This is a genomic window from Vibrio diabolicus, from assembly GCF_011801455.1.
GTDB classification, from domain to species: domain Bacteria; phylum Pseudomonadota; class Gammaproteobacteria; order Enterobacterales; family Vibrionaceae; genus Vibrio; species Vibrio diabolicus.
On sequence record NZ_CP042452.1, the window covers coordinates 1,208,562 to 1,222,350 of the forward strand.

10 protein-coding genes and 1 pseudogene are annotated in these 13,789 nt (G+C 45.9%); 2 read left to right on the forward strand and 9 right to left on the reverse strand.

Translation table 11 applies throughout. From position 1 onward, the window contains the following. Positions 1–15: 15 nt before the first annotated feature. From FR741_RS20640 to FR741_RS20670, 8 genes and pseudogenes are all read right to left on the reverse strand, one after another. The gene (locus tag FR741_RS20640; RefSeq protein WP_167427604.1) at positions 16–852 is read right to left on the reverse strand and encodes a nitrilase-related carbon-nitrogen hydrolase; all 837 of its coding nucleotides are present in this window, start codon (positions 850–852) and stop codon (positions 16–18) included. A gap of 4 nt (positions 853–856) precedes the next feature. After that, positions 857–1,738 carry a glycine betaine ABC transporter substrate-binding protein gene (locus tag FR741_RS20645; protein WP_046873659.1) on the reverse strand — a complete coding sequence of 294 codons (882 nt, stop codon included), beginning with the start codon at positions 1,736–1,738 and terminating at the stop codon, positions 857–859. Between the two features lie 35 nt (positions 1,739–1,773). Beyond that, entirely contained in the window at positions 1,774–2,508 is a 735-nt protein-coding gene (locus tag FR741_RS20650; protein WP_006742426.1) for an ABC transporter permease, read from the reverse strand. Continuing rightward, positions 2,505–3,674 carry an ABC transporter ATP-binding protein gene (locus FR741_RS20655; protein WP_167427605.1) on the reverse strand — a complete coding sequence of 390 codons (1,170 nt, stop codon included), beginning with the start codon at positions 3,672–3,674 and terminating at the stop codon, positions 2,505–2,507. The genes FR741_RS20650 and FR741_RS20655 overlap by 4 nt, the downstream gene beginning before the upstream one ends. Before the next feature lie 24 nt (positions 3,675–3,698). Further along, entirely contained in the window at positions 3,699–4,301 is a 603-nt protein-coding gene (locus tag FR741_RS20660; RefSeq protein ID WP_005391019.1) for an ABC transporter permease, read from the reverse strand. A 290-nt stretch (positions 4,302–4,591) separates the two neighbouring features. After that, entirely contained in the window at positions 4,592–5,128 is a 537-nt protein-coding gene (locus tag FR741_RS23790) for a methyl-accepting chemotaxis protein (RefSeq protein ID WP_370687804.1), read from the reverse strand. Beyond that, positions 5,126–5,905: pseudogene (locus tag FR741_RS23795) on the reverse strand (PAS domain-containing protein); the annotation flags it as partial. The pseudogene FR741_RS23795 and the gene FR741_RS23790, both read right to left, overlap by 3 nt. A gap of 354 nt (positions 5,906–6,259) precedes the next feature. Further along, on the reverse strand, positions 6,260–7,453 hold the full coding sequence (locus FR741_RS20670) for an acetate/propionate family kinase (protein ID WP_006742422.1): 1,194 nt from the start codon (positions 7,451–7,453) through the stop codon (positions 6,260–6,262). 363 nt (positions 7,454–7,816) lie between these two features. Here FR741_RS20670 and FR741_RS20675 point away from each other — a divergent pair, with 363 nt between their 5' ends. Further along, positions 7,817–9,355, forward strand: a complete 1,539-nt coding sequence (locus FR741_RS20675; RefSeq protein WP_031780182.1) for a putative bifunctional diguanylate cyclase/phosphodiesterase — start codon at positions 7,817–7,819, stop codon at positions 9,353–9,355. Positions 9,356–9,428: 73 nt separating this feature from the next. Here FR741_RS20675 and FR741_RS20680 read toward each other — a convergent pair whose 3' ends face one another. Then, positions 9,429–11,363, reverse strand: coding sequence for a DEAD/DEAH box helicase (locus tag FR741_RS20680; RefSeq protein ID WP_047009310.1), 1,935 nt, complete (start codon positions 11,361–11,363; stop codon positions 9,429–9,431). 413 nt (positions 11,364–11,776) lie between these two features. Here FR741_RS20680 and rnb point away from each other — a divergent pair, with 413 nt between their 5' ends. After that, the gene (rnb, locus tag FR741_RS20685) at positions 11,777–13,780 is read left to right on the forward strand and encodes an exoribonuclease II (protein WP_167427606.1); all 2,004 of its coding nucleotides are present in this window, start codon (positions 11,777–11,779) and stop codon (positions 13,778–13,780) included. Positions 13,781–13,789 lie beyond the last annotated feature (9 nt).

Here is a 13,789-nt window from a genome sequence, read left to right on the forward strand (position 1 = left end):
TCTACCGCTCCAGTTTTAGCGTTTTGCCTTCGACAATAGCGTTGTGATCAATGGTGTATTGCTGTCTCGCATGGTAGGCAGCTCGAATCTGGCTTTATCAATATCGTCCAATGACAAGGTCGCAGTTATCAAGGTTTCACCGTCTTCTGCCTGCGCCAAGAGCTCGCCCGTTGCAGACAAAATACAGCTTCCTCCCCAAAACCACGCTTCGCCCTCTGGCCCGTAACGATTGGCCATCAAAACTGGGGTTCCGTAGAGCACCGCATAGAATTTAACGTTAACTAACCAGTTGTCTTCATTGGAAAAGTCTTTACTGACAATACTGCTGGCCGAATTGATCGGCGCGAGCAAGATTTCAGGCTTATCGAGTAGCGCGCAATGAACCAAAGGTGGATTCCATAAATCGGCACAAATTAAAACCGAGCCTCGCCAATTTTCATCAAGAGAAACGCTGGTGGTTGCGTCTCCCGAATGAAACCACTTGCCCTCTTCAAGCCCACCATAGGTTGGTAAATTGATTTTGCGATGCACAGCAACCACCGTACCACCGAGCAACCAAGCCATCGCGTTGTAGTACTCTCCCGGAGCGGCCTGTTCCACAAAGCCGACAATCACGGACATGTGCGGCGCAAGTTGCGCAAGCTCTTTAAGCCGAGCATCATCACGCTTCATGGCGACTTCACGCACAGAGGATTGGAGCTGGTATCCGGTCAAGGAGAGTTCAGGAAACAGCAATAGCTGCGACCCTATGGCCGCAGCTTGCTTTATGTAATCCTGATGAGTATTCAGATTGGCATTCACATCGCCTAACTGGGCGTTGATTTGGGCCACACTGACTTGCAGGATAGTCATGGTATTACCCCAAGTTATGCTCAGATAGGAACTGGCTTGCGACTTCTGAGATCGAACGTCGCTCCACATCAACTTGTTGATTCAATGTCGACATCGTATCGCCATCGATCGCCGCAGAAAGCGCGTTCATTTGCTCGGCAAGCTCTGGGTTCGCATCTAGCGTTTCTTGGCGAACCACAGGTGTGATCGCGTAATCAGGGAAGAACTGTTTGTCATCCGTTAAAACGGTAAAACCGAATGCTTTGATACGACCATCTGTTGCAAATACAAGCGCAGCATCGACTTCTTTCCCTTTCAGCGCATCATAAGTTAACCCAGTATCCATGCGTTTCACTTGGTCACGTGAAGCTTTGAATTTGTAGGTTTTCTGTAAAGGTCGGAAGCCATCTTTTCGTGCATAGAATTCCGCATTCAAAGCAATGGTCATTGGCGGGTCTTGGCGCATTTGCTCGGCGAAGTCGGATAAGGTTGAAATGCCACGTTGTTTCGCATCGTCACTGCGCATAGCGAGCGCGTAGGTGTTGTTCGCTTTTGAAGGGTTAAGCCAAACTAGGCCTTTCTTGGCATCCAGTTCCTTAACGCGTTGATACACTTGCTCTGCTGGGAGCTTATCTTTGACTTTGTTGTAAATAATCAGTGATGTGCCCGTGTACTCCCAATAAAGATCAATCTGGCCGTTTTCTTGCGCTTTACGCAAAACCGCACTGCCCATGCCCGAGCGCTTATCAACGTCGTAGCCTTTTTTGGTTAAATATTGAGACGTGATCTCCGTTAAAAGCTGTTGTTCTGTAAAGTTTTTACCACCTACGACAATTTCCGCAGATGCGTGAAAACTTGAAAGCAGTACACCAACGGCCAGCAAGCGGCGAGTAATTTGCTTCAACATGTTTGACTCCTGTCTGTGTTCAATTTTTAGGATTGTTATTGTCTAGCTCTAATAGGGTTACAGCCTTTAGGTACAGTGACATAAGAAACGGCTCCTACCACACTGTCGATAGCGATAGCCAGCATCGCTGTAGGAATAGCGCCTGCCAGCATCATGATGGGTTCATCCAGATCAATACCGGTAAAAATGAGCTCCCCTAACCCACCGCCACCAATTAAGAAGGCCAGTGGAACGGTGCCCACGTTGACAGCTAACGCCGTGCGGATACCTGCAAAAATGACGAACAGCGCATTAGGAATTTCAACCTGAAACAACATTTGTAACTCGGTCATACCAATGCCTGACGCCGCTTCTTTTAAATGAGCGGGCACTTCTTTCAGCCCGATGTAGGTGTTTCTGACAATCGGCAACAACGAGGCAATCGTCAGCCCAAATACCGCAGGCACGGTGCCAATGCCAAGAAAGCTCATCGCCAGGGCGAGAATGGCTAAAGTAGGAATCGTGGTCCCCACATTCAAAACCTGCATCGCCGATTCTGCGACTTTCTGAAAACGAGGACGGCTGAGCAATACGCCGACGGGAATCGCGATTAGGATCGCCAATCCACCAGACAGCAGCACCAGTTCAATGTGCTGAACCGTCAGATAAACAATGTCTTCTTGGTAGTAAAGAAAATCATCGATCGTACCCGCGCCTTGTAAATAAATACCCAATGCAAAGACACACGCCAATAAAACGAAATAGTAAGTTTGTTTTAGCTGATTGGTCACGATGCCTCCTTAGCCTGATGCAATGGCTGCGGCTGACTAGGAGAGGTATCGCGCTGATAAGTTGCGCCTAGATAATGAGTAATGCCGCGCTGTGTGACTTCGCCCACTAAGCGGCCACTCTCGTCAACACACGGCATCCAAACAATGTCGTGCGTGAACATCTTCGACGCGACTTTACGCAGATCATCCGTGGTTCGGGCGATTGTTTTCAGGCCGACATAATGTTCGCCGCAGTACCCCTTCATATTGATTGCGGTAGCTTTTGGCACATAGCCGATAGGTTGGTGTTGGTCATTCACTAATATCACGGCGTCGCGATACCCATACGCGTCAATTTTGGTTAAAGCGTCGGCAAGCGTCTCGTTAGGTTTCACGTGTGCAAAGGTGGTCTGCATGACGGATTCAGCCGTCACTAAGCGAAGACGTTTAAGTGCGCGATCATCTCCGACAAAGTTTTTCACGAAATCATCTTTCGGGTGTGCGAGCAAATCGTCAGGCGTATCGTACTGAACCAGGTGACCATCACGGAAAATCGCAATTCTATCGGCCATTTTGACCGCTTCATCAATGTCATGACTGACAAACATGATGGTCTTGTTGAGCTCTTGCTGCATTTTAAGGAACTCATCCTGGATTACTTCACGGTTGATCGGGTCAATCGCGCCAAAAGGTTCATCCATCAGCATGACAGGAGGATCCGCTGCTAGCGCTCGGGCAACACCAATTCGTTGCTGCTGTCCGCCAGACAACTCATTTGGATAACGATTAAGGAAGACACTAGGATCAAGAGCCACCATCTCCAATAGCTCTTTTGCACGCGTCATGTACCTTGCCTTATCCCATCCTAATAACTTGGGAACCACCGCGATGTTTTCGCCGATCGTCATGTTGGGAAATAAGCCAATTTGCTGAATAACATAGCCAATGTTGCGGCGCAGAGTGACTGTATCCATCCCTGAAGTATCTTCACCGCCAAGATAGATCTTGCCCGATGTCGCGGGAATAATTCGGTTGACCATTTTCAGCGTGGTGGTTTTGCCACAACCAGACGGGCCAAGTAACACACATATTTCACCACTGGGAACTTCCATCTCAATGTGATCTGCGGCAGTCACCGGGCCATTAGGCGTTTCAAAAATTTTGGTTAGCTTGTCAATTTTGATCATTTGAATGTCCCTATTATTTATCCTTTATCGAGCAGCGGTTAAGCCCGGTGGCGTTAATCTTTTTTGTAGTCGAATCAATCCGTAATCCGCGATGATAGCCAGAAGGCTGACGGCGATGGCACCAACGATCAGTTGTCGAGGATCACTTTGCGAGATGCCACGACTGATAAACACGCCTAGCCCTCCTGCTCCGATATACGCGGCGATCGCCATAACGCCAATATTCATTACTACTGCCGTTCTCACACCCGCCATAATCACCGGAATCGCCAATGGAATTTCCACCATTTTCAAACGCTGAAAAGGCGTCATCCCGATGCCGCGAGCTGCCTCTCGGAGTGACGGTTCTACGTTGTGAATCGCGGTATAAGTGTTGCGAATAATAGGCAGCTGAGAATAAAGCAGTACGGTAATCACGGCGGGCACGTAGCCAATCCCATGACCAATGGTCGATAAGAGAGGAATCATCAAACCAAACAGTGCGATTGAAGGAATGGTGATAATGATGGACGCTACGTAAAGCACCACTTTCGCAACGCGCTCATTTTGTGTGATAAGAATGCCGATAGGTACGCCAGTTAGGATGGCAAGCCCAACAGCCAAAGCGACCAAAGAGATGTGCTCCATGGTAAGCGTACCTAGCAGCGCTAAGTTATCTATGGTGAAATTTAGTAAGTCCAAGTAGGTCTCCCCCAACTGTGATTCGCAACCAAGTTAACAGGAGATTAAATTACGCTACTTTTTATTAACAGTGTTGTAAAATAGCGACACGTTAAGATAGAAATACGAAATATTAAGGAGGGAAATAATTAGCTTTCTCATCACCAAAAAAAGCGCTTTATTGGCGATGAGCAGCAGTAGTAAACAAGTTGATTATATCGGAACTGAAAACAGCCATTGATAGCATGAAGAACCAACTACAATGAGCGGTTAAATTGCTCCACAGCCTCTACGACACGGCTAGCGCCATCTTGTATTTCGTTCATCACATTCCCCGCTTTTTCTGAAAGCTCTAGCGTATCTAGTGCTTCTTTTTGGCATTTGGCGATCAGTTGGACAGCATTATCGGTTCGCTCTAAGTTTTCAGTTACCATTGTGACAATTTCATCAGTGGTCGCATTGGTTCTTGTGGCAAGCTGTCTGACCTCGTCAGCAACAACGGCAAAGCCTCTACCATGCTCACCCGCGCGAGCTGCTTCTATCGCCGCATTTAACGCTAGTAAGTTAGTTTGGTCTGCAATACCACTGATGCTATTAACCAGTTCACTAATGCGTGATGAGTGCGCTTTGAGCTCGTCAATGGCCGTATTCGCTTGCTGCATCTGGTCAGACAGTGTTTGCACCTTTTCTAGCGTCGAACCTATCACTTGCTGACCTTGCAGTGTTTGTGTTCCGGTCTCTTGAGAAACTTCATTAGCCAATTGCGCAGCCTGAGCCATTTGCTGCTCTTGCATCACCTGCTGGGTGATGTCGGTCGCGAACTTGACTACCTTGTAGAGCTCTCCTCTATCGTTATGGATAGGGTTATAGGAGGCTTCTAACCATACCTCTTCACCGTAACGGTTAACTCGCTTAAATCGGTCTGAAGCAAACTGTCCTTTTGCCAAACGTTGCCAGAACTCGCGATAAGCTTCAGAACCAGCCTCTTCCTGATCGCAGAACATACGATGATGCTTTCCTTTAATTTGATCCAGTGTATAACCCATCGTACTAAGGAAATTATCATTGGCTTTTAATACATTACCATCTAACGTGAACTCAATAACCGCCATAGAACGGCTCAACGCATTCAGCATGTCCTCTTGCTCACGCGATGTTTTGATCGTTCGCGTAAGCTCAGAAGCAAACACAAAAAAGCTTTCAACTTCTTGATGTTCGTTTAAAACAGGCTGGATAACCGTTCGTAACCACGCTTCTTCGCCGTTGCCTTTAAGTACTTGCATCGCGCCATTCCAAAATACTTTGTCTTGAACGGCTCTCTTCATTCGATGAAAGTGCTCTGTATTACGCGAATTTGATGGAACCAACTCGGTAATCGGTTTCGCTAAAATATCCGCATCAGTGAAAAAGAGTTGTTGCTGAAGTTTTGTATTTGCAGAGGTAATGCAGCCTTTCTTATCCAGCGTTAAGCGAAGCATTTCTTCATCTAAACTGTGTTGGATTTGCTGCAAGCGTTGCAGATCCTGCTTTAATCGTTGGTTTTCTTGCTGAAGCGACTTATTAAAAAACATGACTTTCTCTCATTTGACTAATCTTCGAACTAGTCAACGGTTTATTATTTATATGCCCAATAGCCTGCAAAGATCCGATTTCGTTTGATCGTTCTTCAAACGCAATTCCTGTCTCCGAGCTGAGACACCTACATGACATAAGGCTATTTTTCTTTGTTATGACTTAAGCGCAGTATACTGAAATTTCTTCACCGCCCAAGTTGTTTATATATTTATCAATATTAAGACAATTGGCAGCTATTATAGATCCGTATTAATGCGGATAGTTGTATGGAGAAATAATGTATTTGGATCAAAAAAAGCCCTTTCCATAAAGGAAAGGGCTTTGACTTAGTTCCCAAAATTTTTGCCGTTTTACAGCAGTTCCACCGACTGTTGAGCGATTACCCACTCTTCATTGGTAGGAATAACTAGTGCTTTCGCACCGAGCAACTCAGATGTTGCAATAACACCTGCGTTGCCAAATCTTGCATCTTCGTTTCCTTTCTCATCTTCAACAAAACCTAGCAGTTTTAGGTTTTTCAAGATTTCACGACGAATTGGTAGTGAGTTTTCACCAATACCACCAGTGAAGATGATGCCGTCTAATGAATCCAGAGCAGCTAGGTAAGAAGTAATGTATTTCGCAACACGGTAAGTGAAGATTTCAAATGCCAACTTCGCACGTGAGTTACCCGCTTCCATGGCTTCTAGTACACCACGTGCGTCACTTGTTACACCGGATACACCTAAGAAGCCTGACTTCTTGTTCATCATCTCGAACACTTCGTCTTTTTCCCAACCTTTACGGAAAAGGAACTCGATAACACTTGGGTCGAGGTCACCACAACGAGTGCCCATCATTAGGCCAGCTAGCGGCGTCAAACCCATACTTGTATCAACACATTCGCCATTTTTAACCGCACTCACTGATGCACCATTACCTAAGTGCACGGTGATAAAGCTGCTTTCTTCAACCGGTTTATCTAGCATTTTCGCTGCTTCACGGCTTACGTAGTAGTGGCTTGTGCCGTGAGCACCGTAACGACGCACTTTATGCTCTTCGTAAAGCTCGTAAGGAAGCGCGTACATAAACGCTTTTGCAGGCATTGTTTGGTGGAAAGCAGTATCAAACACAGCGAATTGAGGCAGTGAAGGGAATGCTGCCATTGCTGCTCGCATGCCTTCTGCATTCGCTTTGTTATGAAGTGGCGCTAGCTCAGCAAGACGCTCAACTTCTTGAATAACTTTTTCATCGACTTTTACTGTGCCTTTAAAGGTTTCGCCACCAGCAACAATGCGGTGGCCTACAGCTACAAATTTTGAGCTCAAACCCAAAGTCTCGAGTAGTTTTACCACTCGCTCAACAGCGTACTGATGATGGTTACCGCCAGCAGGAATTGCTTCAACGGTTTTTTCTCCCTGATATTTCCAACTGATTTCAGCTTCAGGTAGGCCAAAACACTCACCAATACCTGATACCAAAGCTTCACCGGTTTCAGAATCAATAACAGCAAATTTTAATGAAGAGCTACCAGAGTTGATCACCAGTACAAACGAATTAGACATGAAATAGTTATCCTGTTGTAGAGCAGAGGTTGTAATAGCGCTTGTGCGCTGCGTACTTCTTGTTTGCCCCTCTATTATTCAATAATTTTTTAATCTTTCAACAATCTTTTAGTAAAAGCGATTTGATTGAACAAATTTTGTTGATCTGTAGCAAGTTTTGATTTTATTTGAAGACTAAAAAATATGACTTGTTAAACATAATTTATGAATAGGTCAATTTGTACAAATTCAGAGATATGAGCTACGTTGTTTATTGGGTGAACAAAAATAATAAACCAATCAATAAATCGGGGTAATAATGTGCCCACTATTGCATTTCTATTAGTGATCTTAGGTTTGATTTTGCTCTGCTGGGGATGGCAGATGACAAAAAACATCTGCTCGAGAACTGATGTACCCGGGTGGACTTTCCTATTGTTGTTAATCAGCTGTTTCATTTTTGCGTATGCCGCTTTTTTACACGCTATAATGCAAAAACCTATCGCTTCCCTCTTGGAAACCGGAGTTTCTCTCATTCTATTCGGTGGCAGCATTTTTGTGGTGCTGGTTATCAAATGGAGCAACGACTCCATACTAGAACTTCATACCGTTGCTGAAAAAGAGAAGCGTAATGCCGTTCACGACGCACTTACTGGACTCCCTAACCGTAAATACTGCTTTGAGTTAATCGAAGATAGAATACAGTCTGGAGACCCTTTCTCAGTGATCCTTTTCGATGTCGTTAACTTTAAACAAGTCAACGATGCTATGGGACACTTTTGTGGAGACCAACTGCTGATTCAAATTGGGCAACGTCTCCAAGAGAAACTTAAAGGCAGTGACAAGATTTTCCGCGTTGGTGGCGATGAATTTGTCATCCTCACCTCGTCAGCATGCGAGGAAACAGGCAAAAGTCTCATCGAAGAGTTAGATTCGGCACTGTCTAATCGCTTCCATTTAGATGAGTTTCAAGTCTCTTCCCGCGTTGTTTTCGGTGTCAGTACCTACCCTTATGACGCTCTATCCAATGATCTATTGATAAAGCATGCGGACATTGCCATGTATCACGCCAAACGAAATGGCAACCTCTTTGCATTTTATAATGAGGACATGAACGTCGGGGCCAAGTACCAGCTCGAAATCTCTTCTCGTATTCAATGTGCGCTGGAAAAAGAGGAGTTCCAGCTGTACTACCAACCGTTGATTGACGCACATACTAACTTAGCTGTCGGCTTTGAAGCCGTGATCCGTTGGCATGACGAAAATGGTAAAACGATTTCGCCTAACGACTTCATCCCCATCGCGGAGCGAAGTAATCAAGTGCACAACATCACCATGTGGGTCCTCAACCAAGTTGAAAAAGACCTCCAGACCTTTATAGAAAAAGACATCAAGCTTCCTGTCCACGTTAACTTATCTGCAAAAGATCTCTCGTCTAATTTATTGTTCAACCGCTTGGAAACACTGCTCAAAGTAAACCCTCAATTTGCTGACCTTATAAGCTTAGAGATTACTGAAACGATGGCGATTGATAGAGTTGTTGAGCTCAACCCTCTCATTCACCAAATCAAAGGATTAGGTATTAAGATCAGCTTGGACGACTTTGGCACCGGGTATTCATCTCTATCGCTTTTGAGAGATCTCCCAGTTGATCAAATTAAAATCGACCGATCATTTCTTTGTACCGCAAGCCGGACAGAGGGCACTCGCTCTATCGTTGAGAACACAATAGCGTTAGCGCATGGCCTAGGGTATTCAGTCGTCGCAGAAGGCGTTCAAGACATGGATACACTGCATTTTTTACGCAGTCGTGGCTGCGACATCATTCAGGGCTACTTGTTCTGCCCAGCCCTACCCTTAAACGAAGTAATAACCTGGGTAAATGAGCACGATGAAAAACAAAGCCGTATTCGACGCGCATAAAAAAGCCGAGCATTTCGCTCGGCTTTCAATTCTTGCGGCAATTTAATCAATTGCTCTAATCACTGATTCGTGATTATGCTTCTTGAGTGCGACGACCACGGCCGTGACCACGCTCACCACGGTGGTTACCACGGTGATCACCACCACGGTTACGATCGAAGCGACGTTCGCCACCTTCACGGTTACCATCGCGGTTGCCGTCACGGTTACCACGGAAGCCACCTTCGCGACGACCGCCTTCACGACGATCACCACCACGGTTACCGCCTTCGCGGTTGCCACGGTAACCGCCGCCATCACGACGACCGCCATCGCGACGACCACCGTCACGGCGACCACCACGAGACTCTCGGAAGTCATCGAAGTCACATACTACAGCACCAACATCTTGTTGACGGATACGTAGTTTGCTTAGCTTGCCCGCAGCTTCAGAAGTCATTGCTTTTGGTAGCTGAACGAATGTGTGGCCTTGTGCCAGCTTGATCGCACCGATAGAGCCTTTACCTAGACCTAGTTCGTTCGCTAGAGCACCAACGATGTCTTTAACTTGAACACCTTGCTCGCGACCAACTTGAAGCTGGTAAGTATCCCAATCTTGGTTGTTGAAGTTACGACCGCCGTCACGACCACCTTCACGGCGCTCTTTGCGGCGTTGCTTATCACGCTCAATCGCTTCAACCATTGGATCTTCGCCAATGTAGAACAGAGGACGTTTACCTTGCTGGCGCTTAAGAAGCATAGCAGCAAGCGTTGCTGGGTCGATTTCTAGAGAAGTTTGTAGTTTCTCTACTAGCTCAGCAAATTTGTCTAGAGCTTTATGCTCTTTCTCTGCTTCAAGCTCAGCACCTAGCTTAGCTAGACGAGCTTCAGCAACTTGGTCACGTAGAGGAAGTTGAATCTCTTCCATAGATGACTTAGTTACGCGCTCGATGGTGCGAAGCATACGGATTTGGTTAGTGCGAACAAGAAGGATCGCTTTACCTTTACGTCCAGCACGGCCAGTACGACCGATACGGTGGATGTAAGACTCAACATCGAATGGGATGTCGTAGTTGAATACGTGCGTAATACGTGGAACGTCAAGACCACGTGCAACAACATCAGTTGCAACTAGGATGTCGATAACACCTTGTTTGATGTGATCAACAGTACGCTCACGTAGAGACTGAGGAATGTCGCCGTGCAGAGCGGCCGCTTTAAAGCCACGTGCAGATAGCCAATCAGCTAGACGCTCAGTGTCTTGACGAGTACGTACGAAGACGATTGACGCATCAGTTTCTTCCGTTTCAAGAAGACGAGACATCGCTTCATCTTTCTCTACACCCTTCACTACCCAGAACTGCTGTTGAACTTTGTCTACAGTGTGGTTCTTACCAGCAACGTCAACCATTACAGGTTCACGTAGGAAACGCTCAACGATTTTCTTAAGCATCGGAGGCATCGTTGCAGAGAATAGAACGCGTTGAGCAGACTCTGGTGCGTGTTCCATGATCGCAGTAACGTCATCAACGAAACCCATGTTTAGCATTTCGTCAGCTTCGTCTAGTACAAACGTGTTTACTTCATCTAGGTGTAGACGTTCACGGTTGATAAGGTCTTGTACACGACCTGGAGTACCAACAATAACTTGTGCACCACTCTTAAGAGCACGCATCTGATCTACGATAGAAGCACCACCGTAAATTTCTAAAACTTTAAGACCCTTGATGTTCTTACCAAGGTTTTTCATTTCAGCCGCAACCTGGATCGCTAACTCACGCGTTGGCGCAAGAACGATAGCTTGTGGTTTACGTTGGTTGAGATCAATCTTATTTAGAAGAGGCAGAGAGAACGCTGCCGTTTTACCTGTACCTGTTTGAGCTTTACCCAGCGCGTCAGCACCTTCCAACAGGTGTGGGATTGCCGCAGCCTGAATTGGAGTTGGTGACACGAAACCCATTCCGTCTAGAGCAGAAAGGATAGAATCATTCAGAGATAAATCGCTGAATTGAATAACAGAATCTTGCATTGGGATCCTACTTAATTAAACAAAAAAACAGTCCCATATGCTCTTCCAATTCGATACTGATTCATCCAGTTACTGATTCCATTCAGACAGGAACACAGCACAGTACACAACCGCGATAAGCCATTAGGGACGACTAAGGGAGGCGGATTATTCCTTAAAAGCATAAAAAAAGCCAGAAAAAATTGAATTACATCACAATTTATTCTCAATAATGGCATTTTTAGCATATTTTTCCACCAGCCCCACCATTCCCCGTAGATTTGCGCAGCTCGCAGATGAGTTTTTCATCAATATTTAAGCCGATTTCCTGCAATTCGATCAGCAAAATTCACGGCGAAATTGCGCTCCACAGGTAGTAATAATAGCTCGCAATGATTATAGTGTGCCCAACTCCATAGGTAATTTAAGAAAAGATGTTTCAAGATAACCCACTACTCGCTCAGCTTAAGCAGCAAATCCAAGAAAACCTGCCGAAAAAAGAAGGCTCAATAAAAGCCACAGATAAAGGCTTTGGCTTTTTGGAAGTGGACAGCAAGACTAGCTTCTTCATCCCACCTGCGTACATGAAAAAGTGCATGCACGGTGACAAAGTCGTCGCCATTATCCGCACAGAAAATGAACGCGAAGTTGCAGAGCCACAAGAGCTGTTAGAACAAGCCGTGACTCGCTTTATTGGTCGAGTCAAAATGTTCAAAGGCAAGCTAAACGTAGCACCTGATCACCCGCAGCTTAAAAAGCTTTCTCTTAAAGCGAAACTAAAGAAAGGTCTAAAACCTGACGAGTTCGCTGAGGGAGATTGGGTTGTCGCACATCTTATTCGCCACCCTCTAAAAGGCGATAACTCTTTCTTCGTAGAAATTTCTGAAAAAATCACAGACGCGAACGACAAAATTGCACCTTGGTGGGTAACGCTTGCTCAAAACGATCTACCAAACTCTGAGCCAGCAGGCATCGAGAACTGGGAACTAAAAGACGACGCCGATCTAGAACGCGTAGACATGACACACGTTCCTTTCGTGACTATCGACGGTGAATCAACCAAAGATATGGACGATGCGCTGTACGCGAAGAAAACCGAATCTGGCGATTTCGAACTGACTATCGCTATCGCAGATCCAACCGCCTACATCACACCAGAAGATGAAATGGATAAAGTAGCACGTGAGCGTGGCTATACTATTTATCTTCCGGGCCGCAATATTCCAATGCTGCCTCGCGATCTAGCAGACAACCTATGCTCTCTGATTGAAGGCGAAATCCGCCCTGCTATTTGCTGTACCGTAACCGTAAATAAAGACGGCGTAATTGGCGATGATATCAAGTTCTTTGCAGCAAACATCAAGTCACACGCACGCCTAGCATACGATCATGTGTCTGATTGGCTAGAAAACGGCAGCTCAGAAGCATGGCAACCATCTGAAGAGATCGCGACGATCGTTCGTGACCTTTACGACTTTTCCCTTGCTCGCGCAGAATGGCGCGAGAAAAACGCAGTGGTCTTCCCAGACCGCCCTGACTACCGTTTTGAGCTGAGTGAAGACAACGATGTGGTTGCTATCCATGCAGATATGCGCCGCAGTGCAAATCGCTTGGTTGAAGAATCAATGATTACCGCAAACATCTGTGCTGGTCGTACACTGCGCGATAAATTTGAAACAGGTGTTTTCAATACTCACGCTGGCATTAAGACTGAGAAGATTGAAGAAGTTGTTCAACTTGTCAACCCAGAAGGTGAACTGGAATTCACAGCGGAGTCAATTACCACTCTAGAAGGCTTTGCTGCATTGCGTCGCTGGTTGGCTGCGCAAGAAACCTCTTACCTAGATAATCGTATTCGTAAGTTCCAAGCCTACAGTGAAGTAGGTAATCAGCCTCTTCCTCATTACGCTATGGGGCTGGATATCTATGCGACTTGGACATCACCAATTCGTAAGTACGGCGATATGATCAACCATCGCATGTTGAAGGCCGTCATCCTAGGCAAAGAGCCAGTGCAAAAACCTGATGATCAAGTCGGTGAAGAACTAGCTCTGCACCGTAAACATCATAAAATTGCTGAGCGAAATGTCTCAGATTGGTTATATGCACGTACGCTTGCTGATGAGCCGAACAAGAAAACTTGTTTCACAGGTGAGATTTTCGATATTAATCGTGCTGGTGCACGTGTCCGACTTCTCGAAAATGGCGCAGCAGCCTTTATTCCTGGTGCACTAATTCTTGATAATAAAGAAAGAATTGAGTGCAATGGCGACAACGGTACCATCTCTATCGATAAAGAGGTCGTATACAAACTTGGTGATACATTGGAAATTGTCCTTGCGGACGTAAGCCAAGAGAACCGCAGTTTAGTTGCAAAGCCAACCCAGGTATTTGCTGAACAACCAGCAGCACAAGCAGAACAGACTGTAAGTGAATAATACCGAATG